The 23799-nt window shown below is 63.7% G+C and carries 23 protein-coding genes; 6 read left to right on the top strand and 17 right to left on the bottom strand.

What is annotated here, in order from left to right; genetic code table 11:
• Positions 1-156: 156 nt before the first annotated feature.
• Positions 157-1371, top strand: coding sequence for an aminotransferase class I/II-fold pyridoxal phosphate-dependent enzyme (locus tag ABH915_RS19665; RefSeq protein WP_370124508.1), 1215 nt, complete (start codon positions 157-159; stop codon positions 1369-1371).
• A 140-nt stretch (positions 1372-1511) separates the two neighbouring features.
• Here the strand turns inward: ABH915_RS19665 and ABH915_RS19670 are convergent, their stop codons facing one another.
• The 17 genes from ABH915_RS19670 to ABH915_RS19750 form a co-directional block, all read right to left on the bottom strand.
• Positions 1512-2237: a GntR family transcriptional regulator gene (locus tag ABH915_RS19670; protein WP_370124510.1), complete on the bottom strand. Its 726-nt coding sequence runs from the start codon at positions 2235-2237 to the stop codon at positions 1512-1514.
• 133 nt (positions 2238-2370) lie between these two features.
• On the bottom strand, positions 2371-3063 hold the full coding sequence (locus ABH915_RS19675; RefSeq protein WP_370124512.1) for a GntR family transcriptional regulator: 693 nt from the start codon (positions 3061-3063) through the stop codon (positions 2371-2373).
• A 39-nt stretch (positions 3064-3102) separates the two neighbouring features.
• Entirely contained in the window at positions 3103-3999 is an 897-nt protein-coding gene (locus ABH915_RS19680) for an aminotransferase class IV (RefSeq protein WP_370124514.1), read from the bottom strand.
• Positions 3996-4955 carry a D-2-hydroxyacid dehydrogenase gene (locus ABH915_RS19685; RefSeq protein WP_370124516.1) on the bottom strand — a complete coding sequence of 320 codons (960 nt, stop codon included), beginning with the start codon at positions 4953-4955 and terminating at the stop codon, positions 3996-3998. Before ABH915_RS19685 ends, ABH915_RS19680 begins: the two co-directional genes overlap by 4 nt.
• Complete coding sequence (locus tag ABH915_RS19690) at positions 4952-5392, bottom strand: RidA family protein (protein WP_370124518.1); 441 nt, start codon at positions 5390-5392, stop codon at positions 4952-4954. The genes ABH915_RS19685 and ABH915_RS19690 overlap by 4 nt, the downstream gene beginning before the upstream one ends.
• Positions 5385-6533, bottom strand: coding sequence for a M24 family metallopeptidase (locus ABH915_RS19695; protein WP_370124520.1), 1149 nt, complete (start codon positions 6531-6533; stop codon positions 5385-5387). Before ABH915_RS19695 ends, ABH915_RS19690 begins: the two co-directional genes overlap by 8 nt.
• Positions 6530-7354: a carbon-nitrogen hydrolase family protein gene (locus tag ABH915_RS19700; protein ID WP_370124522.1), complete on the bottom strand. Its 825-nt coding sequence runs from the start codon at positions 7352-7354 to the stop codon at positions 6530-6532. The genes ABH915_RS19695 and ABH915_RS19700 overlap by 4 nt, the downstream gene beginning before the upstream one ends.
• Positions 7351-8505: a M20 family metallopeptidase gene (locus ABH915_RS19705; RefSeq protein WP_370124524.1), complete on the bottom strand. Its 1155-nt coding sequence runs from the start codon at positions 8503-8505 to the stop codon at positions 7351-7353. The genes ABH915_RS19700 and ABH915_RS19705 overlap by 4 nt, the downstream gene beginning before the upstream one ends.
• Positions 8502-9554 carry a mandelate racemase/muconate lactonizing enzyme family protein gene (locus tag ABH915_RS19710; RefSeq protein ID WP_370124526.1) on the bottom strand — a complete coding sequence of 351 codons (1053 nt, stop codon included), beginning with the start codon at positions 9552-9554 and terminating at the stop codon, positions 8502-8504. The genes ABH915_RS19705 and ABH915_RS19710 overlap by 4 nt, the downstream gene beginning before the upstream one ends.
• Before the next feature lie 65 nt (positions 9555-9619).
• The gene (locus ABH915_RS19715) at positions 9620-10297 is read right to left on the bottom strand and encodes a GntR family transcriptional regulator (RefSeq protein WP_370124528.1); all 678 of its coding nucleotides are present in this window, start codon (positions 10295-10297) and stop codon (positions 9620-9622) included.
• A complete protein-coding gene (locus tag ABH915_RS19720; protein ID WP_370124530.1) occupies positions 10294-11034 on the bottom strand; it encodes an amino acid ABC transporter ATP-binding protein in 741 nt (246 codons plus the stop codon). The genes ABH915_RS19715 and ABH915_RS19720 overlap by 4 nt, the downstream gene beginning before the upstream one ends.
• The gene (locus ABH915_RS19725; protein WP_370124532.1) at positions 11034-11738 is read right to left on the bottom strand and encodes an amino acid ABC transporter permease; all 705 of its coding nucleotides are present in this window, start codon (positions 11736-11738) and stop codon (positions 11034-11036) included. Before ABH915_RS19725 ends, ABH915_RS19720 begins: the two co-directional genes overlap by 1 nt.
• A gap of 14 nt (positions 11739-11752) precedes the next feature.
• On the bottom strand, positions 11753-12613 hold the full coding sequence (locus tag ABH915_RS19730; RefSeq protein WP_370124533.1) for an ABC transporter substrate-binding protein: 861 nt from the start codon (positions 12611-12613) through the stop codon (positions 11753-11755).
• Positions 12614-13575: 962 nt separating this feature from the next.
• On the bottom strand, positions 13576-13914 hold the full coding sequence (locus tag ABH915_RS19735; RefSeq protein WP_370124535.1) for a transposase: 339 nt from the start codon (positions 13912-13914) through the stop codon (positions 13576-13578).
• Between the two features lie 118 nt (positions 13915-14032).
• Positions 14033-15295 carry a cytochrome b/b6 domain-containing protein gene (locus ABH915_RS19740; RefSeq protein WP_370124537.1) on the bottom strand — a complete coding sequence of 421 codons (1263 nt, stop codon included), beginning with the start codon at positions 15293-15295 and terminating at the stop codon, positions 14033-14035.
• Positions 15296-15783: 488 nt separating this feature from the next.
• Positions 15784-16767 carry an electron transfer flavoprotein subunit alpha/FixB family protein gene (locus ABH915_RS19745; protein ID WP_370124539.1) on the bottom strand — a complete coding sequence of 328 codons (984 nt, stop codon included), beginning with the start codon at positions 16765-16767 and terminating at the stop codon, positions 15784-15786.
• Between the two features lie 11 nt (positions 16768-16778).
• Positions 16779-17555, bottom strand: coding sequence for an electron transfer flavoprotein subunit beta (locus tag ABH915_RS19750; protein WP_370124541.1), 777 nt, complete (start codon positions 17553-17555; stop codon positions 16779-16781).
• Between the two features lie 226 nt (positions 17556-17781).
• On the opposite strand from ABH915_RS19750, the gene ABH915_RS19755 reads away from it, so the two are divergent.
• From ABH915_RS19755 to ABH915_RS19775, 5 genes are all read left to right on the top strand, one after another.
• The gene (locus ABH915_RS19755) at positions 17782-18804 is read left to right on the top strand and encodes a LacI family DNA-binding transcriptional regulator (protein WP_370124543.1); all 1023 of its coding nucleotides are present in this window, start codon (positions 17782-17784) and stop codon (positions 18802-18804) included.
• A 162-nt stretch (positions 18805-18966) separates the two neighbouring features.
• Positions 18967-20262 (top strand): extracellular solute-binding protein, encoded by a 1296-nt coding sequence (locus ABH915_RS19760; RefSeq protein ID WP_370124545.1) that lies wholly within the window; start codon positions 18967-18969, stop codon positions 20260-20262.
• 83 nt (positions 20263-20345) lie between these two features.
• Positions 20346-21305, top strand: coding sequence for a carbohydrate ABC transporter permease (locus tag ABH915_RS19765; RefSeq protein ID WP_370124547.1), 960 nt, complete (start codon positions 20346-20348; stop codon positions 21303-21305).
• Position 21306: 1 nt separating this feature from the next.
• Positions 21307-22194 carry a carbohydrate ABC transporter permease gene (locus ABH915_RS19770; protein ID WP_370124549.1) on the top strand — a complete coding sequence of 296 codons (888 nt, stop codon included), beginning with the start codon at positions 21307-21309 and terminating at the stop codon, positions 22192-22194.
• A 36-nt stretch (positions 22195-22230) separates the two neighbouring features.
• Complete coding sequence (locus tag ABH915_RS19775; RefSeq protein ID WP_370124551.1) at positions 22231-23766, top strand: glycoside hydrolase family 32 protein; 1536 nt, start codon at positions 22231-22233, stop codon at positions 23764-23766.
• The last annotated feature ends 33 nt before the right edge of the window (positions 23767-23799 follow it).

Below are 23799 nucleotides of genomic sequence, written 5' to 3' on the forward strand. Positions count from 1 at the left end.
CGCGCTCCACGGGTCATCAGGAACTCACGCGTTGGTTGACACCGCGCGTATTCTGTATACAAAATAGTCTCGCCCAGTGCGGCGAAGCTGCCCAATGGCGGTTCTAGCCACACCTCGAGTGAGCCCTGGCCTGATCCAACAGCAGTAAGGAACCTGATGACCCTTCCGAAAGCGCCCGCCGCAATTCAACGGCTCGACCTCCCCCAAGTGGAGTGTCACGAGGGCCAGAGCATACGCGCTCTCGAGCGCGAACTTGAAAAAGCACCCGCCCGTCAAGGGCCCATACTTGATGCCACATACGCCAATACTCACCGCTTTCCGGCCCCCGAGTATGCACTGGATGCCTTCATCAAAGCAGCTTCTGGTGACGGGATGACGTATACCCCCTTTGTGGGTGATGCCGGCGTACGCCGGCAGCTCGAAGCCAACATCGCTGAGCACCTGGGCCTGGACGCCTCAGACAGCAGCAGCACGATCCTCGCGCCGGGAACCCAGGGCGCATTGTTTATTGCTCTGGCTGCCGTGCTGGAGCCGGGAGACGTCGTGATCCTGCCGGATCCTGACTACCTCTCAACCGAGCGAACGCTGAGGTATTTCGGCGCCGAGGTGGTCCGGGTGCCAGTGCTGTTCGAAGACGTCGATGGGCGGCCAACCCTTGACATGCAGGCGCTGGAGGATGCGGCACAACGCAAACCGAAGCTGTTTATCTTCAGCCACCCGAACAATCCGACCGGGGCAATCTATTCGGACGAAACGCTTCAGCAGATCGCTGATCTTGCAATCGAACACGATTTTCTCGTGCTGGCCGACCAGCTCTACACGCGCCTCGTGTATGACGACGAATCCTTCACCCACATTGCCAACCTTGAGGCGATGAAAGAACGCACAATCACCACGCTGGGACCGTCAAAGACCGAATCGTTGTCTGGCTACCGTCTTGGCGTCGCGGTCGCTCCGTGCGCGCTCATCGACCGTATGGAGGACATGCAATCGATCACCGCCCTTCGAGCGCCAGCTTACGCCCAACATCTCCTGACACATTGGCTCGCTGAAGACGGCGAGTATGTCAGCCAGCGGATCAAGGAATATCAACTCATCCGCGACTGGACTGTCGATCGTCTGAACGAATCAGGGCTGTTCTCCGCCGAGCGTTCGTGGGGTAGCTCGTACATCTTTCCGAAGATCCTCGTGAATGCTACCGACCAGGAAATCGCCTTGGCGCTCAAGACGAAAGCCGGTGTGATCGTCAACCCCGGCTACCAATTCGGGGAGCGCGGCGCCGGGCACATACGCCTATGCATCGCTCAGGATGAAGCGGAATGGAGCGAGGCGCTGGATCGCCTCATCGAAGTGGTAGGCAGCTTTCGCTGAGTCCGCAGAGCAGCCGCCCCGTTCAGCGGGGCGGCTGCTCTGGGTCTCATCGCGATGCCGGCATCCCGCCTGACTGGCAAGAACCCGGGCTAGGCTTCGGTGGCCTTCTGTTCCTTGTCCGGAGGAGATGGAATCCTCTTTCAGCCGTTGACAGCTAACGCAGGGAGAGGACCTTCGGGCTGCGGCCGGAGCAATCGGCATTCGAGGACTTCCAGCCCTCTGTCGATGTGCTGCTCTGTTAGCTTCCGGGCGGCGTATGTGTCACCCTTCTCAACTGCATGGTAGATAGCCTCATGCTCATGGAATGAGACATCAATGCGTTCCTGGTCGCCGAGATAAAGCCGCACATAGCGTTCCGACATGGAGTAAAGGTTTGTAGCCACCGCGAGGGTTTTGGGCATGCCAGCAAGCTCGTAAATGCCAGTATGGAAAGCACGGTCGAGACGCTGAATGTCGTTCGCCGCGCCTTGGGTCAGAACTTCCCGCTGGCGATCCAGGACGTCCCGGACTTTCGCGAGACTGCTCGGCTTTGCGTTTCTGGCCGCAGCTTCGGCCAGCATCGCCTCCACGGCCTGCCGGCCACCGTAAACGTCTTTTGCGTCTGATAGCGAGAGCTCGGAGACGATCAATCTGCGATGTGGTTGGCCACTGACCCAGCCCTCCGAAATCAGGCGGGCGAGACCTTCGCGCAGCGGTATACGGCTGATGCCCAGCACGGCGGCCAACTGTTCCTGGTCGACGCGCTGGCTTGGTTTTAATTCTCCCGCGAGTATCCATTCGCGTATTTGTTCGTACGCCCAATCTTGCTTTCGCCATCCCGCAGCGGGCGTGACGTTTCCCCGAGATAGACTTTCGAGAACGGTCATTGTTCCCCTTCATTTCCCTAGCCTGCTCTGGCACACCCTTTTTATAAAGTATACAACAGCGGACGATCCGGCCGGGAGTGCAAGCACGGGAAGCCAAATGAAGCGCCCGTCAGGCCATTCAAACGTTCGGCCTTCAGTTCATTATTTGCAGGGAGCGCTCCTCAAGAACCTGCAGGCCATGGGCAATGTGCTCGTCTGTAAGCTTCCGGGCGGCATCGGCGTCGCCCGACGCTACAGCGCTCATGATGGCTTCGTGCTCGTGGAAGGACGTCATGCTGCGCTCAGCATCACCGAGGTACAGGCGGACATAGCGTTCACTCATTGAGTACAAGGTGGTGGCGGACGCCAGCGTTTTCGGCATTCGGGCTAACTGGTAGATGCCCATGTGGAACTGCTTATCGAGTCGCTGGACTTCCTTGATAGCAGCAGTAGAAAACGCTTCGCGCTGTCGAGCCAGTACCTCAAGGACGGAATCCAGGCTGTCAGGCCGGGCTTTTTGGGCTGCTGCTCCTGCGAGCATGGACTCCACGGCCTGTCGACCTGAGTAAACATCCCTGGCGTCAGCGAGGGATAGCTCGGAGACAACCAGGTGGCGATGCGGCTGGCCGACGATCCATCCTTCTGCCACCAGATGTGCCAGCGCTTCCCTCAGTGGGATGCGGCTGATGCCGAGTGCGGCCGTGAGCTGTTCCTGGTCGATGCGAGTACCGGGCTTTAATTCACCGTCGAGAATCCATTCACGGACTTGCTCGTACGCCCAGTCCTGCTTACGCCAGCTTATCTGCGGCACAACACTTCCAAACGTCAAGCCTTCTGGAGTCACCATGACAAAGCCCTTCCACTACATGCAGGTTGGATACAGACTCTACGAATTTGTTACGGAAGTCAGGATGTCGAGCATCATGTCTGTCACTTTACAATCCAAAGGCACTGCGGCTCCGTCAAGGATCCTTACGGGAACGACCAGGCGCCCACTTGATACGAGCCACACAGCAGCGGCTGCCCGCAGCTCTTCCTCGCGGATATGCTCCGTGACAGTGGCAAAACCCTGAGCCTCCAGTTCGCGGAAGATGCGGACCTGGGTGGTGCCTGGAAGGACGCCGTCTTCTGGAGGCGGGGTGCGGAACCCCCTCGCATCGCGGAGTATCACAGTCGATGCGGGGCCTTCCAGTACAAACCCGTCGGTGCTGAGGAAGATCGCATCTTGCGCTCCACGTAGGGCAGCCTCGCGAAGGGCGGACCGGTTCACGGCGTAGGAGAGCGTTTTTGCCCCCTGCAGTAACCACGGCGCCGTCAACGCAATGTCCCGAGGATATCCGCGGTTCAGGGTTACGGCAGCTATTCCCTCGGAGCGCGCGCGGGAATAGTCAGGTCCCTCACTGGCATGGATCCAGGCCGTCGGCTCTCCGGACGCTTCCGGACCGCGCGTCACGAATACCTTGACGAGCAATTCGGGAACAGAGGTGTGCTGCTCGATTGCCAGCCGGACGCCGGCGTCGATTGCGTCCAGACGCAGCGGCGGCAGGTCCAACATCCTGGCTGAGCGCTGCAGCCGTTCCAAGTGCGCCTCCAGCTCCAGTGGATGGCCGCCGTTGACCCCGATGGCTTCGAAGATGCCGTCTCCGCGGGTGATTCCCACATCGAGCGGATGCAACAGCAGCCTTGTTGGGTCGGAGAGCGCCGCTGAAGGTTTGGACGCGGAGTCTGCGGCCACGCCCGTGAGAGTCACGAGAATGTCTGGCTGTCCTTCATTCCGGGTCATGCGGCGTATCCCTTCTGTTTGTCGATGATGCCATCCAAGGGCCGGCCCGCGCGCCAATCATCGAAGTTCTTGCAGAATTGATCGACCAATTGATCCAGCCATCCGGTTGTCCGCGAGGAAGTGTGGGGAGACACCAGGACACCGGGGGCTTCCCACAGGGGGTCCTGCCTCGGGAGGGGTTCTTCCACGAAGGTGTCCAGGGCTGCGCCTTCGATGTCTCCCGCAAGGATCGCCGCTGTCAACGCCTCCTGGTCGACGGTCTGTCCGCGTCCGACGTTGATGAAGTAGGCGGTCTTTTTCATAGCCCGGATCGTTTCTGCGGATATCAGACCCATCGTCCTTTCCGTCAAGGGCAGTGCACCCACAATGACGTCGCTGTCCCCCACAAGGGTGGTGAGGTCTGATGCGGCGTGCACACGCCCGAACTCAGGGTCCGTGCGTTCGGATCGGCCGACGATGGTCACGTCCATACCTACAGCACGGAGCAGCCTGCCAGTCTCACGCCCGATGCCGCCGGCTCCCACCACTACGACGCGCGTTCCGGCGAGGTTGCGGGTTTCTCGGGTAAGCCATGATTTCTCTCGCTGCAATTCCCGGGTTTGGGGCAGGTGCTTGAGGTGCGCGGACACACAGGCCAGCACGTACTCGGCGATGGGCCGGTCGAATACTCCCGAAGCGTTGGTGAGGACAACAGACGAGGCCACCAGCTCGGGTACGAGGAGCTTGTCGACCCCGGTTGCGGCGACATGAATCCACTCCAGCGTGTGCGGTGCAGCCAGTAGCGGAGTGATCGCGGGCGAGAAAAAGTCCCAGAGGAACAGCACCTGGCTCCCTGGCAGAGCCTCTCTTAATCCTGCGGCGTTCACAATCCGCACGTCGGCGTGAGGTTCGATTCGGTCCAGCCCGAATACCGGGAATTCGCCTTCGAGCACGGTCACGACCGGCTTCCCGCTCATGATGGGTTCCCCGCTCTTGAGCGTATTCCGACGACGAGCGAAACCTCCACGGGCGCGCCACCGGGCAGTGCAGCTACGCCAACCGCCGCGCGTGCCGGCAGGAGACCCCCTGACCACTCCGCGATCGCCTCGCTGGCCCCGTCGGCGATATCGCCGAGCGCTTCGAATTCCGGAACACACCGCACGTAGACCGTCATGGACAGGGGAATGACGGTGCCGGTGATGCTGCTCTCAGTTAATGCGGTTACAGCGCGGGACGCGGCGACCTTCGCCGCGTCCCGTGCCGTCGTTGCATCGACTTCACGGCCCACGGTTCCACGAACAATAAGGGCGCCGTCAATCCGCGGAGTCATCCCGGCCACGTAGGCCGTGTCCCCGAAGACGATGACCGACTCATAGGAGCCGGCTGGGTGGACGGAGCGCTGCTGCTCAGGCATCAGCCGGATTCGCCACGTCACACCGAGTGAGGATCTCGTTACCGGCCTCTGTCACAAGGACGGTGGCTGAGAAGCCTTGGCCCGCCACGCCTGCCAACCGAAGCGTTGGAACGACGTGCAACACCATGCCGGGCTCGAACGGGCGGTGCTCGGTCTCCTTGAGGGACATGATGTGCCCCTCACCCCAGTCGGGCGCGAAAGCGATTCCCACCGAGTAGCCGCTGCGCTTACGGTAGGTATGCGCGAGTCCGAAGCCCGCCACGGTGTCGCGGCAAGTCTGGTGCGCTTCCGCCGGTGTCTTTCCGGGGCGGACCATGTCGATGGTCGCGTCCCGCGCGGCCATGCACGCCTCTGCCATGCGGGCGGAGTCTCCCGTGAGCTTCCCGGTCCAGACGGTGTGCATCAACGGGGCGTTGTAGCGTCCCTTCGTTGCGGACATCTCCAGCAACACGCCTTCTCCTGGCTGGATAACGCGGTCGCTCCAGGAGGCGTGGATCGTTCCCGCACGAGGGCCGGAGGCTACGAATGGCTCCATTCCGACGTACTCGGAACCTGAACGGATGATCTCTGCAAATGCCTCGGCGGCCACATCCCGCTCCCGGGTGCCGGGGACTGCAGCCAGCGCTCCTGCACGAATTCCCGCGTTGGTGATCGCGGCTGCAGTGCGGATCATCGTGACCTCCGCAGCCGACTTAATAAGGCGCAGTTGGGCGATATTGTCATCGATGCGCACGATGCGGCGCGGCTCGAAGGCGCTGCTGAGCGCGGCAAAGTGCTCGGGCACCAGGAACCAGGAACGTGACTCAAGCCCGACGACGGCCGCGTTGGGTGCCACGGACCACACGAGATCAACGGTGCGCTGAATGGGGTCATCCACGTCGGGGTAGCCCACGATGTTTTCGAGATACGTCGTCTCCTGCCCGTTGATCGTTTCGGTCTCGCGTGTGAGCAGTACGGGCGCGCCGGATGCGGGCACGACCAGACACTGATAGGTGTAGAAGCCTGAGGTCTCGTGACCAACGAGGTAGCAGATATTCTCGGGGGTGTTAACAATGGCGACGTCGACTCCGAGCTCGTGGAGCGTGCGCTGAAATCTTTCGAGTCGCTGGGCGAACTCTTCCTTGCTAAATACCGGTGTCATGGCATCTCCTGGCGTGTCAGTAGTGGTGTGTAATCGTGTTGAAGGTCTGAGAGGTAGGGAAGAGCGGCGCGCGCCTGCACCACGTGTCCGGGATCGATGTCTGCGATGGTGATTCCAGAGGCAGCCCCGCCGCCGGACACGACCTGCCCGTGGGGGTCGTACACCCCGGATTCACCGAAGTATTGGATCTCTCCGTCGGTACCGAGCGTGTTGCTGACGGCGAGGTACGCGCCGGATTCCAGGGCGCGCGCGGGGTGATAGACCAGGTAACGGGATCGCTCTGCGCCCCTGGCGAAGGCGGAAGAAAAGACGAGCAATTCCGCTCCGAGCTGCGCGTAGGAGCGGACGAACTCCGGGAACGCAGCGTCATAGCAAATCCCCAGTCCAATCAGCAGTCCTTCGAACGGGACGATGATCCCTCCTGCTCCGGGGGAGAAGGCAGCCTTCTCCCCCTCCCAGAGGTGGGTCTTGCTGTAGATGCAGCTCACGGAGGCATCCGCTCCGAACCACAGGAGCGAATTACCATGCCCGCTCGGATATCGAGCTGTGTCAGCGTCAGGTGACTTTGTGGAAGCACCCACTACGGCACTGACGCCAAATTCTGCACACGCACGCCGGATCGGTTCGAGGCGGGCATCATCGGTCGTGAGGGCGGTCTGGCGTACGTACTCGGCGTCTGCCCGGTAGCCCTGCAGGAACAGTTCGGACAGTACCAGCAGCCGAGCTCCGCCGGTGGCGGCGGAGCCGATCAGTTCCACGGCTGACCGAATATTGGAGTCCACGTCAAACGTCAGGGGAGCCTGCGCTACGGCAACCCTCATCGGCGGGCCACCAACAGTCGTCTCAAAATCGCCCGATACGCGTTTTCGGCGCGGTGCAGTTGGTCAACCTCGACGTACTCGTCCTTGGCGTGCATGACTTCGAGTGTGCCGGGACCGAGGATGAGCGTGGGGATGCCGGCCGCGCGGAAGGTGGTCATATCGCAGTTGACCACCAGACCGGCGAGCTCCGGATTCTCGCCGACGTCCTCCATGGCCTCCTGGCAGCTCTGCACAAAGGGGTGCTGTGAGTCCGTCTGGGAGGGTCCGCCGGTGCTCGGAGCGCACTCCACGATTGACGCGTGAATCGGCGCATGTTGTGTGTTGAAATCCGCCAGGATGGTTTCAACTTCAGCCAACGCGCCGGCGTTCTCCTCCCCCGGTACGAGTCGGCGGTCCAGCGTGATGCGGCATTTCTCCGGGACGGCGTTGGGGGCCTGCCCCCCGGACACCAGCACGGGCGTCAGCGTCGGCCCTCCCGTCAGGGGATGGTCCCGCCCTGCGAGGTCGTCCGAGAGTCCACGCAGCATGCGAAGCAGTTCAGATGCCCCCGTGATCGCGTTTTCGCCGTTCTGCGGTGTGGCGGCGTGAGCGGCTCGGCCCACCACCTCGATCACGGGCCGGATGGAGCCCTTGTGGGCGGACAGGAGGCGTATGTTGGTGGGTTCGCCGACGATGCAGGCGTCCGGGTTGACCTTCGTGACCAGGGCGCGCGCCCCGGTGCTGCCGACCTCCTCGTCGCCGACGGCGGTGAACACGACGGTCCCCGAGAGGGTATCCGCCTCATCCAGAAGGCTCAGCAGCGCTGTCGTCATCGCGGCGAGGCTTCCTTTGGCGTCCGCGGCACCGCGCCCGTAGACACGCCCGTTCTGTAGTGTCGGGGTAAAGGGGTCCTGGCTCCAGCCCTCCCCCGCGGGGACAACGTCGATGTGGGAGTTCAGCATGACCGTCGGGCCATCGCCGAACGACACCGTAGCCGTCAGGTTGAAGTTACCGGCGCGGTATTCCTCGATCTCCACAGCAATGCCCCGGTCAGTGAACATCCGCTCCAGGACAGCGAGGCCGGCCTTTTCGTCTCCGCCGGGATTCGTGGTGTCGATACCGACCAGTTCGCTCAGGAGTGCAACGACGTCGGTTTTGGTTTGTGTGTTCATAGTGTTCCTTTCGGTGACCCGGGCAGGGTGACGCTGAGGCCCAATCCGTTTCCTTGCGGCACTTGGACGGCGCCGTGGCTGATAGTGAGCGGACCTGCGATGTCCTGGGAGATCTCGGCACAGCCCCACAGCTCTGCCTTGGTAAATCCGAGGCCGGCTGCAACGTGCGTTGTCGCTGCGCATCCGAGGCGCCCTTGGTCGAACTGGCCGAATGCCACGGCCAGGCCGTTCCCCCGGGCTGCCGTGATCGATTCGATGAGGCGCGCTAGGCTTCCAGTCTTTTCCAGCTTCACGTGCACGCCGTCGACGGCGTGGACCTGGGCCAGACGGGCGATGCTGGCGGCATCGCGGGCTGACTCATCGGCGCGGATCCTCATCTGCCCGGTGGCGGTCAGCGCCGCGAGTTCCCCGTCCGTGGCGACGGGCTGCTCGAGCCACTCGACGCCGAGCTTTTTCAGATGGGGAAGTATCGCCTCGGCCTGGTCCAGGGTCCACCCGGCGTTGGCATCTGCGACGATGGACGTTTTGGTGCCCACGACTCGGCGAATACCCTCGAGCCGGTCAATATCGTCGGAGACATCCGAGGAGCCCACACGCACCTTAAGCCGACGGAATCCTTCACCGTCATAGCGGCTCGCCAGGCCTACGGCGTCGTCGACGGAACCGAACCCAATCTGCGCGTGGGTGAGGACTTCTTGTCGAGGTCCGGCGCCAAGTAGCTGGTAAAGGGGCTGCTGTCTGTGCTTTCCCAGGGCATCCCATGCCGCCATGTCCACAGCCATTGAGGCAAGCTTGGACCGTTTGAAGAGTTCGTCAGTGACGTCCCGAACCGGTTCGCCGAGGAAGGCACAAGTCTTCAGTGCGTCCTCGATGTCTTCTCCCGTTTCTCCTGTGCCGTAGCTGCCGTTGGCGCGCACTTCCGCATGACCGATGACGCCATTTACGGTGACAGCGACGACGATGGAGTCGATGGTGGGTTCATGTGCCGAGGCGTGATGGATCGGCCGCCGCAGGGGCAGGGAGACTTCCCACCACGAGAGGGCCTCCAACCGATTTTGTCCGTGTTCTTCCAACACCCTGATTAACCCGGGCGTGATGATGCTGTGCACCGCCGTCACGACGCAGCCAGAATCGGGCGGAGGGCGCCGATTCCTTCCATCACGTGCTTTTCAACCAAGGCCGCGAGTGTGTCTGGGTCCCCGTGCTGAAAGGCGGCGAGCAGTTCTTCGTGGTCTGCCAGAGATGCACGGCGTCGATCGGGGCTCGCCATATACAGGTGGATGTACCGTTCGCTGAGGACGCGCAGCTGTCCGAGTGCCGCCAGTGTGCGGGGCAATCCCGCGGCGGCGTACATGGCGGAGTGGAATTCACGGTCCAGGCGGCGGGCCTCTTGGAGATGGTCGGTTTCGACTCCGCGCTGTTCGGTCAAGACCCTGCGTACACGGTCGTGATCCTCAGCGGTGGCGCGCTGACAGGCCGCCCGCCCCAGGGTGACTTCCAGGGACACACGGCCGGCGTAGATGTCTTCAGCATCCTGCAGGGACATCTGGGCGACGATGCGGCGCTTATGCGGGGTGTCGATGACCAGGCCTTCGGATGCCAGCCGGGACAGCGCATCTCGGACAGGCACCCGGCTGAGGTTCATTTCCTCCGCAAGTTTGACTTCGTCCAGGCGCCCTCCTTGCGGGTATTCACCCGTGAGGATTCCATCCCGGATCCGGAGGTAGGCCCAGTCCTGTTTCCGCAGGATCTGCGGTTGGCCTCCGTGGCTCGATGCTGTATCGGCGCTCACGCTTCCGCCCCGATTTGTTCCAGGAACTTCATCGCCCGATCGGTACGCGGAGCGGTGAAGAATTCATGCGCGGGACCTTCCTCCACGAGCGCCCCGTCGTCCATGAACAGCACCTTGTCGGCCATCTGACGGGCGAATCCCATCTCATGCGTGACCAGAGCTACGGTCATGCCGGAAGAGATGACCGCCTTCATCACTTCCAGCACTTCGCGGGTGTACTCGGGGTCGAGAGAGCTCGTTGGCTCGTCGAAAAGCATGAGGGAGGGCTTCATCGCGAGTGCCCGGGCGATTGCGACGCGCTGCTGCTGACCACCGGAGAGTTCCTCGGGGTAGTACCCCATCCGGTCGCCGAGGCCCACCTTCCGGAGGAGCTCCTCTGCCTTGCTTTTCGCCTGGGCAGACCCAGCGCGTCGAACCCGGTTGGGGGCGAGCATGACATTCTCAAGACTGGTCAGGTGCGGGAACAGGTTGAACTGCTGGAACACCATGCCGATGTCGCCCCGCAAATTGCGCTGGACGCCTGACGACGTTACATACGAGGTCCCGCGGAAAACCACTTCGCCGTCAGCGAGGTCGTCGAGTCCGGCCAGGCATCGCAGCACAGTGGACTTGCCCGCGCCAGATGGCCCAACGATAACCACGCACTCGCCAGAATTGATGGTGAACGACACGTCGCGGACGACAGCATTTCCGTGGTGCTCGCGGGTGATGCTCTTTGCCTCGATCAGTGGATCCATTAGTGCCGCTCCCCTACTACTGCCATGAGCTTCTCTTGCTTCCGGCGTTTGGCTGACTTACGTTCGGTGTTTACGCGGTTCTCGACTATCGTCACAAGTCCGGTGCAGATCGTCGTCAGGGCCAGATAGAGGATCGCTGCGGCGATAAGAGTGTTGACATAGTCAAAATTCCCTGCGGCGGTTCTTTGAGCCACCAACATGAGATCCGAGACGGCGACCACCGAAGCCAGCGCGGAGGTCTTGAGCATGCCAATGAGTTGGTTGCCCGTGGGCGGCAGAACGAGGCGGACCAGCTGAGGCAGGATCACGAACACCATGGTCTGCCGCGGTGTCAGTCCAAGCATCTGCGCCGCTGGCCGCTGCCCAGGGGCGATGCCTAGCAGACCGCCCCGAATGATCTCAGCCATATAGGCTGCCTCGTTCAAGCTCAGTGCAATAACGGCGCAAGTAAACGAGTCGAATCGCAGCCCGAAAAGGGGCAACACATTGAAGACGAAAATCAGCTGCAGAAGTACGGGGGTTCCCCGGAAGAGCCAGATGTAGAAGCGGGCCAACCATCTCAGCGGCCTGAGCCTCGAGGAGTCGATAACCGCCAACAGCAGCCCGCCGACGATGCCGAGAACCATCGCGAGCACCGTCAATGAAATTGTGAAGAGGGCCCCGAGGAGGAAAGCCTGCGAGAAAACGTAGTCCAGTACTGGCATTTCGACTCCCGTTCCTAGCCGAAGATGCTGGAATCGGCGGGCAGGTTGTACTTAGCGACAAGCTCCTTGTACGCGCCCTTGTCCACAAATTCCTTCAACGCTGCCTCAATCGCCGACTTGGTCTGCGTGTCACCCTTTCGCACAGCGATGCCGATCTTGGTGCCGACTTTGAACGTGCCGGCGACCTCGAAGGCACCCTTGTCCCTGGTGAGCGTGTAGGCCGCACCCGGTGTAGACGTATCGAAACCGTCGGCCCGGCCAGTCTTGACAGCCAGAAGGGCATCCTGGTTCGTGGGCAAAGCCATGATCTCCATGGGTTCCTTGCCCATCGACTTCAGTTCGTCGTTGAACTCGGTCATGTACTTCTCGCCGATGGCGCCCCGCGTCACAGCGATGGTCCGGCCCGAGAGATCCTCGGGGATCTTCTTGATGTTGTTCTTGTTACCGGCGGGAACGAGCATCGCCTCACCGACAACCAGGTACGGCACGAAGTCGACCTGGGCACTGCGAGCTTCATTGATGTACATCGCGGAGTTGATCACGTCGATACGAGAACCGTTCAGCGCCGGGATGAGACCGTCGAAGTCGATGTCGAGCGGTGACGCGGTCAGCCCCATGGACCCGGCCAACGCCTGAGCCATCTCGACGTCAAAGCCCGTCAAGGTCGTGCCATCTTTGTACTCAAAAGGAGGGAAAGTGGCGGCGACTCCATATGACAACGTTCCAGAACTGACAAGCTTCGCCGGCGGGGAAACGACCGCGCTGCCAGGCGCGGGAGCGGCAGCTTGAGAAGAGGCACAGGCCGTAAGACCCATAAGGGCGGCCGTGGCGAGAGAGGCAATTCGTACGGTGATGCTCAGACGCTGCTGCTTCATGATTGTCCTTAGGGTGGGGTCACATTTCCGGCGGTCCAACAGCCCGAGAGGGTCGAGACCGCCAGCGGGGATTATCTCGGCTCATCATCATTTTGTATCCTGTATACAGGACACTAGGACAGGCATTGGCCGAAAGGAAGCCCCTCGGCGCGCCTTTACACCGACTTCATGAGAGGTTTACGCGTTCGAAACGTCACGCCCGTCAACGCCCTCGCTCAACGCTATCCGGGTCAATCAGACGGAGTACTTGGTCGGTCCCCGCTCTCGCCAACCCGTAATGGCTAATGGCTAGGGCTTTTCGGGCGTAGAGAAAGGCCGTCAGTCGCAAATCACGGACGAACGCCGATAACCGCGCATCTGTCGCTTGTCAGGTTGAGTTCTAAGATGAAGCTGCCGGCCGTGGAACGGCGGAAACCCGGGGCCTGGAGCAGAAGCGCCTCACTTATGGTTTGCAAGACTCTCACCTCGCCGCTACGGGATGGCGTTCGCCCGGGTGCGAGCATAAACGGCACTGCCCGCGGGGAGAAAGTCGAGCTAGTCATTCAGTGGGACAACAACACGCGCGGCAGGTACACGAGCAAGGACCATCTTGTGGCCAAGCACTTTACTGGCCCGGACCAGGGTGTTCTTGAAGGGGATGCCATTGACGAGGTCAATCCGCACGTGACAACCACCTGGGAGAGCCTGCGATCATTCTTCCGCGTGAACTGAACCCTCCTCCCGGCTGGACGGGAGTCCGACAGAAAAACGTCCCAAGCCGATCTAAAAGCCTTTGAACCCGCAATAAAAAACTGCAACCCTCACAGGAATCCAGGCAGCCCTCGCTGAGTCGGGTCACCGGTACGGTCATCCTGTGTGCGGGGCCAGGCCCCGTACCTGTACCCGCCGATGACCCGTTCCACTCCATGCCACGTGGTAAGCCGTACGGCCTCGGCGAATCAATATCCCCTAGTCGTCAGGCCTCAGCCGGGCGTAAACACCGCAATGTCCAGCCGGACGTGCACGGGATTAAGCTCGAGCACCTGCCAGCCCGCAGGCCACACGGACGGCGCCAGCAGGGGCCGGTGGTAATGCCCGGCGGCCTCGATGCCGACTTTCACCGGGGCATCCGCCCCGGCCAGCCTGCTGCTGATCAGGGCGAGAACCCCGTCCACGCCCCGGCCCGTCATCTCGAAGTCCACCGGACCCAACAGCCGGTGCCGACCGGCGTCGGTGACCGACAAAGCGACCGTCTTCTTGCCGCCATCGACAGCAACAACCACGGGCGAATCAACGACCACCGCGGCCTGAACAGCAGACATCACAAACACCTCAAAACGTATCGGGAGGGCCCAGGAGCAGCCCCACGCCCCAAGGGAATCTGATACATCCCGTCCTGACATCTCCGGAGGTGTTTGGGAAGGACTAACTCAAGTCATATCAGCGGCTGCTCACCTGGCCGAACAGTTTTGCGATGGGCGCGAGCACCAGCGGCCGGGCGGCGTACCATCCGGCCGCCGTGATGGCGATTGCGGCCGCGAAGAGCCAGAACCCGACCCAGTTCACCACGTCGGTGCCGCCGAACATGTGGTTCAGGTTGCGGAGCGCACCGGTCGCGAACACGAGGAACACGTGGATGAGGATGAACAGCACGAAAAACAGCATGGTCGGGAAGTGCACCGCGCGCGCAACCTCCACCGGGTAGACCTTGTTCAGCGTTTTCGCGTCCTTCGGCCAGAACTCGCTCATGCGCACACCCGTGATCGCCGCGACCGGGGCCGCGATGAACACCACCACGAAGTACATGATCTGCTGCAGGCTGTTGTAGTTCACCCAACCGGTCTCAACGGGCCAGTCGAGTGTCATGTACTGCAGGAGCGCGGAGAGCGCGTTCGGGAACGCCTCCCAGCTGCTCGGCACGATCCGCATCCAGCGGCCCGAGGCAAACAGCAGCACCACAAAGATGAGGCCGTTGGCCAGCCACAAAATGTCCAGCGACTGGTGCAGCCACAGGTTGATGCTGATCTTCTTGCCACCGCGCTTCGGCGTCCAGAACGCTGGCGGCTTCTGCTGCGTGCGCACCTGATAGCCGGAGCGAATGATGAGCACCATCAGGAAGAAGTTCAGGAAGTGCGCCCACTGCGCCCACCACGGGAAGCCGGGCTCCACCGTATCGGGCAGGTCATACGCGCCGGGGTATCTCTCGAGGAACTCGGGTACTCCCGGCAACGTCGTCACGCCGCGTGCGGCGAGTACAAGAATGGCTGCGGCGGCCACTCCGCCGACGGCGAAGAGCACGACGAGCTTGATCCACTGGCCCAGAGTACGTGAGCCGTAGAGCCTTGCCTCAGCCTTTGGCTTCACGGGCTTTTCGACGGCGGCGGGCTGCGCCGGGACGACTGGCTGTGCCGCGGGTGCCGGGGCAGCGGGCTGCGCCACCGGTGAAGGGGCGGCGGCCGCGGGTGAGCTCGACGCCGAGGGCTCCGCGCCGACGTCGGCCTTCACCACGCTGGGGGCCGGGGCAGGGGCGGCGTCGGTGACGCGTTCGGGATGTGCCTGCACCGCGGGGGCGGCAGCGACCGCCGGAGCAAGTCCAGCCGGCGGCCAGGGTTCGCCGCCGGGGACACGGGGAAGCCCGCGACGCAGCGAGGTGGTTCCCGTCGTCCGTGTGGCGGGCGCGACTGCCGGAGCAGCTGAAGTCACCGCCGCTGCCGGCACCGCTGCCTCCTCAGGAGCAGCTACGGCAGCATCTGCGGCTGCATCTACGGCAGATGCCGCCGTGGCGCCTGCGGCCGGAGCGCCGGACAGAGCCGACACTGATACCGGAGCCTCGCCTACTGGCGGCCAAGGTTCGCCGCCCGGCACTCGCGGCAGGCCGCGGCGAAGCTGCCGCGCCTCCGCAGCGCCTGGGTTCACTGCAGGGACCGGCGCGGACACTGCCGCCGCCTGTACCGTTTCATGGACAGCAGCGGGGGCGGACGGCGCGGCGGCCACTGGCCCGGGGGCGGCCGGCGCTGCCCCGGGAACAGACGCCGACAGATCGGCCGATTCCGCCGATTCTGCCGCGTCTGCCGCGTCTGCCGCGTCTGCCGTGACAATGCGGGCGGGCGCCTGGCCTGCGGGAGGCCAGGGTTCACCACCTTCGACGCGCGGCAGGCCCCGCCGAATGGACCGAGACAGAGTTGCCATCGTTACTTCTTCCGGGCCTCAAGTGCGCTAATGAGCTGGGGAACAACCTTGAAGACGTCGCCGACCACACCGTAGTCCGCGACCTCGAAGATCGGCGCGTCGCCGTCCTTGTTGATGGCGACGATCATCTTTGCCGTCTGCATGCCGGCCCGGTGCTGAATCGCGCCGGAAATGCCCAGCGCGACATACAGCTGCGGTGACACGGAAACCCCGGTCTGGCCGACCTGATGCGCTGTGGGGACGTAGCCGGCATCCACCGCGGCGCGCGACGCGCCAACGGCGGCACCGAGGGTGTCGGCGAGCTGTCCAACGAGTGCGAACTGTTCTTCCGAGCCGAGGCCACGGCCACCGGCCACAACCTTCGCGGCACCACGCAGCTCCGGCCGCGAGGTGGCGGCAGTTGACTCCTCGAAGGAGTCGATCCGCGCGGCCGGTTTCGCGGAGCTCGTCACGGCCAAGGTCTGCGACGCTTGCGGCTGAGCCTCGGCCCGCGCCTCGATGGAACCCTGGCGGACCGTAATCACCGGCGCCCCAAACGTGGACGATGACGTCACGTTGTAGGCGCCGCCGTAGACGGAATGGTGTGCCACGACGCCCTCGTCATCACGGGACACACCGACCGCATCGGCAGAAATCGCGGCACGCGAACGGGCAGCGTAACGGCCGGCGAGGTCGCGCCCGTTCAGGGAATGCGAAATCAGGATCGCGTCCGGCTGCACCTGCTCCACGGCGGCGGCAAGCGCGTCAACGCCCGGCACTCCGAGCGCGGAAGGATCCGGAGTCTCCGCGATGAGGGCGCGCGCGGCACCAAGGGCCGCGGCCTCCGCGGCGGCGGCGCTCCCGGCGCCGGGTGAGGCAAGTACCAATGCAACCGGGGTGCCAACGGCAGCGGCGGCACCGAAGAGCCCGGCCGCGGCCTGCTCGAGTTCACCGGATGCCCGGGTTTCGACGACGACGAGGATTGCGTCACGAGGGAATTCAGTCATGTCGTTGATCCTTAGGCCAGTCGGTTTTCGATCAGGAACTCAGCGAGCTTTTCGCCGGCATCACCCTCGTCGATGATCTTCACGCCCGCCGCGCGCGGGGGCCTCTCCGCAACGGTCAGCATGATCGAACGCGCCGCCTCCGGGTTGTCGGCCGTGATCCCGAGGTCCGCGAGGGTCAGGACCTCAAGGGGCTTCTTCTTCGCAGCCATAATGCCCTTGAAGTTCGGGAAGCGCGCCTCCGGAAGTGCCTCGGTAATGGAAATCACCGCGGGCAGGTTCGCTGAAACCTTCTGCACGCCGGTGTCAACGGCCCTGGAACCCGACACCGCGCCGTCGCTGATCTCGACGGAGCTGAGGCCGGTGGCATGCGGCACGTCAAGCAATTCGGCAAGCATCGCGGGAATCATTCCGCCGGATCCATCGGTGGAGACGTTGCCGGTAATCACCAGGTCAAACCCACTGCGGCGGATCGCTGCGGCGAGGGTTTCAGCGGTAAGTCCCAGGTCCGCACCCCGTAGCGCCTCGTCACAGACATGGGTGGCGCTTCCCGCGCCCATCGCAAGCCCCTTGCGTATCGTTGCCGTTGCACTCTCGGGGGCGAGGGAAAGGATTGCGACCTCAGTGCCCTCGTTCGCGTCGGCGTAGGTCAGTGCCAGCTCCAGGGCCCGCTCACCGATCTCATCAATGACTGCCTCGCTGGCTCCTCGATCGGCGAGGCCCGTTTCAAGGTTCAGTTTTCGGTCCCCGTACGTGTCGGGGACCTCCTTTACTAGGACGATAATCTTCATCGATGGCTCTTCCTGTGGCGGCTTGTCCCTGGAGCGGAGACAATGTCGAACCCATCGAGTCTACGAAACTAGGGCCCCTTCTGGTTGACAGAGCCCGTGTCGTGCAGTGAAGTGCCTCGTCCTGGGACCGGCAGCGCCGTAAAGCTGGACGTCCCGTTGACAACTGCAAAACGTTTTGTGTAACGTGTCTCACACCAGATACAAAACGTTTTGCAAAGGGAAGTCAATGACGACAAGAGTGGGAATACGCGACGTGGCCAAGGCCGCGGGAGTCTCCGTCACCACGGTGTCGCATGCCCTCAACGACGCCACGAGCTTCCGGGTGAAGGCGGCGACGCAGCAACTCGTCCGGGACGTGGCCAGGGATCTTGGGTATGCCCCGAACAAGATGGCCAGTGGACTGCGCAACCAGCGCTCCCAGATCCTTGGCCTGGTCAGTGACGAAATCACCACCACCCCCTTTGCCGGGGCCATGATCCGCGGCGCGCAGGACGCCGCCTACGACCGCGGCTACGTGGTGATGGTGGTCAATTCCGGCCTGGACAGCGAGCTGGAAAACCGTGAAATCAACATGCTGCGCCAGCACCAGGTAGACGGGGTGGTCTACGCCAGGATGTACCACCAAAGCGTGCAGGTCCCCGCGGAACTGGAGGGCCTTCCCACCGTGCTGCTGGACTCCGTCACTGACGACAAATCCATTTCCTCGGTTATCCCCGACGAGGTGGGCGCCGCCGAAACGGCCGTTGAAGCAATCATCCAGGCGGGCCACACCCGGATCGGGATGATCAACAACATGGACGACATCCCCGCCACGCACGGCCGCAGGGAGGGCTTCCTCAACGCTCTCCGGCGGCACGGCCTGCAGCACGACCCCCGCCACCTCGTGATCGCCCAGCCCGAAACCACGGGAGGCCGCGAGGCAGCGCTGGGGCTGCTCGGTCAGGCCGACCGCCCCACAGCACTGTTCTGCTTCAGCGACAGGGTTGCCATGGGCGCCTACCAGGCGGCCACCGCATTGGGGCTGCGCATCCCGGAGGACGTGTCCATTGTGGGGATCGACAATCTCGAAATCATCGCGGACGCCCTGTGGCCGGGGCTCACCACCGTCGCCCTTCCGCACTACGAAATGGGCAGTTGGGCGGTCCACCGAATCCTGGACGATATCGAAAATCCCGGCGAACCCGCAGTCCAGACGCAACTGGACTGCCCCCTGATTGAGCGGGGGTCCCTCGGCCCGCCGCCACGTTAGCCAATTGCCGGCACCAAGCCGGCATCACCACACCGTTCCACCGCTCCACAGCTCCACCGCCCGGGGACCGCAATAAGAAGGGACGCAGCCGTTGCACCGGCCGCGTCCCGAAGGACCCGGGGCAATCTCCCACGCCCAAATTCAGCAGAAAGATTGACCATCATGAACAAGCGATTCACCCGGATCCTCGCCACCAGTGTAGCTGCGGCGGCACTTGTCGGCTCCCTGGGCGCCTGCGGCAAGGGCAGCGCCTCGGCCCCGTCCGCCGGCTCCAACGAGATCACCATGTGGACCCACAACGCGGGCAACGCCGAAGAACTCAAGGCGGTTGAAAACATCGTCGACTCCTATAACAAGAGCGCCGGCGCCAAGGCAAAGATCAAGGTCCAGGCGTTCCCGCAGGACTCCTACAACGACTCCGTGGTCTCCGCCGCGGCCGCCGGGAAGCTCCCCTGCATTGTTGACATCGATGGCCCCAATGTTCCCAACTGGGCCTGGGCGAAGTACCTGACACCCCTGAAACTCGACGCCGATGTGTCCAAGAACCTGCCGAGCACGGTGGCCAAGTGGGAGGGCGAGACCTACGCCGTGGGCACCTATGACGTGGCACTGGCGATGCTCGCCCGCGCCTCCGACCTCAAGGCAGCCGGTGTCCGGGTCGCCACGGTGGAGAAGCCGTGGACCAAGGACGAGTTCCAGGACGCGCTGACCAAACTCAAGGCCCTGGGCAAGTGGGAATACCCGCTGGATATGGGTACCGCCGGAACCGGCGAATGGCTGCCCTACGCCTACTCCCCGTTCCTGCAGTCCTTCGGTGGGGACCTGATCAACCGCGACGGGTTCCAGTCGGCAGACGGCGTCCTCAATGGCGACAAGGCCATCGAGTGGGCCCAGTGGTTCCGCGGCCTGGCCGACCAGGGTTTCATGGCCAAGAAGAGCGGCAAGGACTCCACCCAGGACTTCCTCAACAACAAGAGCGGCCTCCTCTACACCGGCTCCTGGGCCGCGGACAAGGCACGCGCGGCGGTGGGCAAGGACCTCGTGGTCATGCCGTCCGTGGACCTCGGGACCGGCCCCAAGATCGGCGGCGCCTCCTGGCAGTGGGGCGTGACCAGCGGCTGCAACAACTCCGCGGCAGCCATGGACTACCTCTCCTACTCACTGAAGCCGGAAAACCTGGCCGCGGTGGCGAAGGCAACGGGCACCATCCCGGCCACCGACGAGGCCGCCGCGCTCCTCCCCGAATACGCCAAGGGCGGCTCAAACCGGATCTTCATGGAACTTTCCCGCAACCACGCGGTGATGCGTCCCGAAACCCCGGCCTATCCCTTCATCGCCACCGAATACGGCAAGGCGGTTCAGGACATCCTCGCCGGCGCCGACCCCAAGACGGCGCTGGACAAGTCGGTCAAGGCCATCGACGCCAATATCAAGTCCAACGGCGGCTACAAGAACTAGCCGGCTGCCAAACGGTACGACGACGGCGGGCGCAACCGCCGCCGTCGTCGTACCTCCGGCCCTGACTGTCGACGGAGAAAACCATGACAACCACCCAACTCCCCTCCCCCGGCCGCCGCCTGGCGGAGCCGGCCCCGGCCGCACCGCCCAGCAAACCGCGCCGCCGGCCGCGCCACCTGCGCGAACAGATCAGCGGGTGGGGCATGATCGCCCCGGCCGCGGTCCTCCTGCTCGCCTTCGTCTTCCTCCCGGCGATCCTGGGCTTCGGCCTGGCGTTTACCAACGCCCGGCTTGTTTCCCCGCGGCCCGTGGAGTTTGTCGGCACGGACAACTTCGCGCGGCTCTTCGCGGATCCGGTGTTCTGGCGCTCGCTGCTGAACGTCAGCTACTTCGCCGTCGTGGTGGTGCCCGTCCAGTCCGGACTCGCCCTGGCGATGGCCCTCCTGATCAACAAAAAGTTCCGCGGCGTGAACTTCTTCCGCACCATCTACTTCCTTCCCGTGGTGACGTCCATGGTGGTGGTGTCCCTGCTGTGGCTGTTCATGTACCGCAAGGACGGCCTGATCAATGAGTTGCTCTCGGCGGCCAGCTTCGGCCTGATCAACGGCCCGGACTGGCTCAACGATCCCGCCACCGCCATGCCGGCCATCATCGCGCTGTCCATCTGGCAGGCCGCAGGATTCCACATGATCATCTGGCTCGCAGGCTTGCAGAGCATCTCCGGGGAGCTGTACGAGGCCGCCCAGCTCGACGGGGCCAGCCGCTGGCACCAGTTCCGCTACGTGACCTGGCCCGGCCTCACCCACACCCGCACCCTGGTCCTGGTGACCATCACCATCCAGGCGCTCGGGCTCTTCGACCAGGTCAGCGTCATGACCCAGGGCGGGCCCCTCGATTCCACCACCACCATCATCTACGAGGCGGTGAGCTCCGGCTTCAAGCAGCAGGAGACCTCCTACGCCTCGGCCATCTCGCTCGTGTTCTTCGTGCTCGTGCTGCTGATCTCCGCGGTGCAGCGCTACCTGACCCGAGAGAAGGACTGACGTGAAACAGACACTCATTTCCAAGGGCTTCGGCAGCGCCGCGACCACGGCGGTCCGCCTCCTGTTCGCCGCCGTCGCCGCCTTCCCCATCGTGTTCATGATGGTGTCCTCGCTCAAACCGGACCAGCAAATCTTCGGCGACATGTCCTCCGTGGCGGCGTTCCTGCCGATCGGCAACATTTCACTGGACAACTACGCGGCCGTGTTCGACCGGGTCCCGGCCGCCCGCTTCCTGATCAACTCCATCGGCATTTCCGCGGTCACCGTGGTGCTCGGCATCTTCATCAACAGCCTCTGCGCGTTTGCCCTGTCCCGCATGGAGGTCCGCGGCAAGCGCGTGGTGTTCACCGCGATCCTCGCCACCCTGATCGTGCCCTTCCAGACACTGGCGCTGCCGCTGGTGTGGTGGGTCAACCAGCTGCCGTACTTTGAGCTCAACGGCTTCAGCCTCGAGATCTCGAAGGGCTGGCTGGACACCTACCAGGTCCAGATCATCCCCTTCATCGCCAACGCGTTCTCCATCTACCTGTTCCACCAGTACTTCGAGTCCATCCCGAAGGAACTGGACGAGGCCGCCAGGATCGACGGCGCCGGCTGGTTCACCATCTACCGCAAGGTGGTCATGCCGCTCGCGGGACCGGCCACCGCCACCGTGGCCATCCTGACCTTCCTGCCCGCCTGGAACTCCTACCTCTGGCCGCTCATGGTGGTCCAGTCCGAGGAGCTCCGGCCGGTAATGATCGGCATCCAGTACTTCTTCCAGCTCAACGTCTCCTGGGGCGAGGTGATGGCTTACGCGTCCCTCATCACCATTCCCGTGGTGGTCCTGTTCATCGCGTTCCAGCGATCCTTCATCAACAGCATCGCCTCCAGCGGCGTCAAGGGCTGACCAGCCTCCTCACGCGAAAGCCTGCCAAGAACCCTCATGAAAACACTCACAGAACTCGACTGCCAGTACCGGCCAAAGTGGCACTACTCGGCCGAGCGCAACTGGCTCAACGACCCCAACGGGTTGGTCTACTCCAACGGCACCTACCACCTCTTCTACCAGCACAACCCGCACGGCGAGGAGTGGGGCAACATGTCCTGGGGCCACGCCACCTCCACGGACCTGCAGCACTGGGGCGAACAACCCGTGGCCATCGCGTGCGATGAGCAGGAGGCCATCTTCTCCGGCTCCGCAGTGCTCGATGTCCATAACACCAGCGGCTTTGGCATCGGCGGCGTGCCTCCGCTGGTGGCCATCTACACCAGCGCGTACTCGCCCGCCTCGCCGCTCTCCGGACGGCAGGCACAGTCCCTCGCCTACAGCACGGATGACGGCGCCACCTGGACCAAGTACGCCGGGAACCCGGTACTGGACCGGGCCTCCGCGGACTTCCGCGACCCCAAGGTCTTTTGGTACGACGGCGCCGCCGGCAGCTACTGGGTGATGGTCGCCGTCGAGGCGGTCCACCACGAGGTGGTCCTCTACAAGTCGGCGGACCTGCTGACCTGGGAGTACCTGAGCACCTTCGGCCCGGCAAACGCCACGGGAGGGGTGTGGGAATGCCCGGATCTGTTCGAACTGCCGGTAGACGGCGACGCCTCCAACACCCGGTGGGTCCTGGTGGTCAACCTGAGCCCCGGCGGCATCGCGGGCGGCTCGGGCGGCCAGTACTTCATCGGAACGTTCGACGGCGTGACGTTCCGTTCCGAAACCACCGTCACCGACGGCGTGCAGGCCGACGACACCCGGATGGCCGACTACGGCTGGCTCGACTGGGGCCGGGACTACTACGCGGCCGTGTCCTTCAGCAACGCCCCGGACGGACGGCGGCTCATGATCGGCTGGATGAACAACTGGCAGTACGCCGCCTCAACACCTTCGGACGGCTGGCGCAGCGCGATGTCCCTCGTCCGCGAGGTCAGGCTGGTCTCCCGCGGCGGGCGCCCGGTGCTGGTGCAGGAAGCGGTGGACCCGTTCCACAGCCAGGGTGCCGAGTTGTTCGCCCTGGACCGGCAGCCGTTGGCGGACGGGGTGACCTGGCTTCCGGCCGAGGCCTGGGGTGACGTGCTGCGAATCGATGCGGAATTCGAGCCCGGCGCCGCCGGCAGGGTAGGTCTGGTGCTCCGGGCCGGCGGCGAACCGGGCGGGGAATCCGCCGACCTCGCCGGAGCCGGTGCGCGCACTGTCCTGGCCTACGACTGCCGTACGGCCGAGCTCAGCCTGGACCGGACCGAATCCGGGAATGTGGGGTTCCACGAATCGTTCCCGTCGGTGGAGCGCGTTTCCGTGGCCTTGGAGGACGGCCGGCTCAGGCTCCGGGTGTTCCTGGACCGCTGCTCGGTGGAGGTCTTCGCGCAGGACGGCCTGGCCACCATCACCGACCTCGTCTTTCCCGCGAACTCCTGCACCGCCGTCGGACTGCTGGCCGAAGGCGAGGGCGGCACCCTGGCGGGTCTCGCCGTCCTCGCCTGACCGGCTTGATCGGCTTCTTCAGGAACCCGGCTA

Source organism: Arthrobacter sp. MW3 TE3886, assembly GCF_041262145.1.
In the GTDB taxonomy this organism is placed as follows: domain Bacteria; phylum Actinomycetota; class Actinomycetes; order Actinomycetales; family Micrococcaceae; genus Arthrobacter.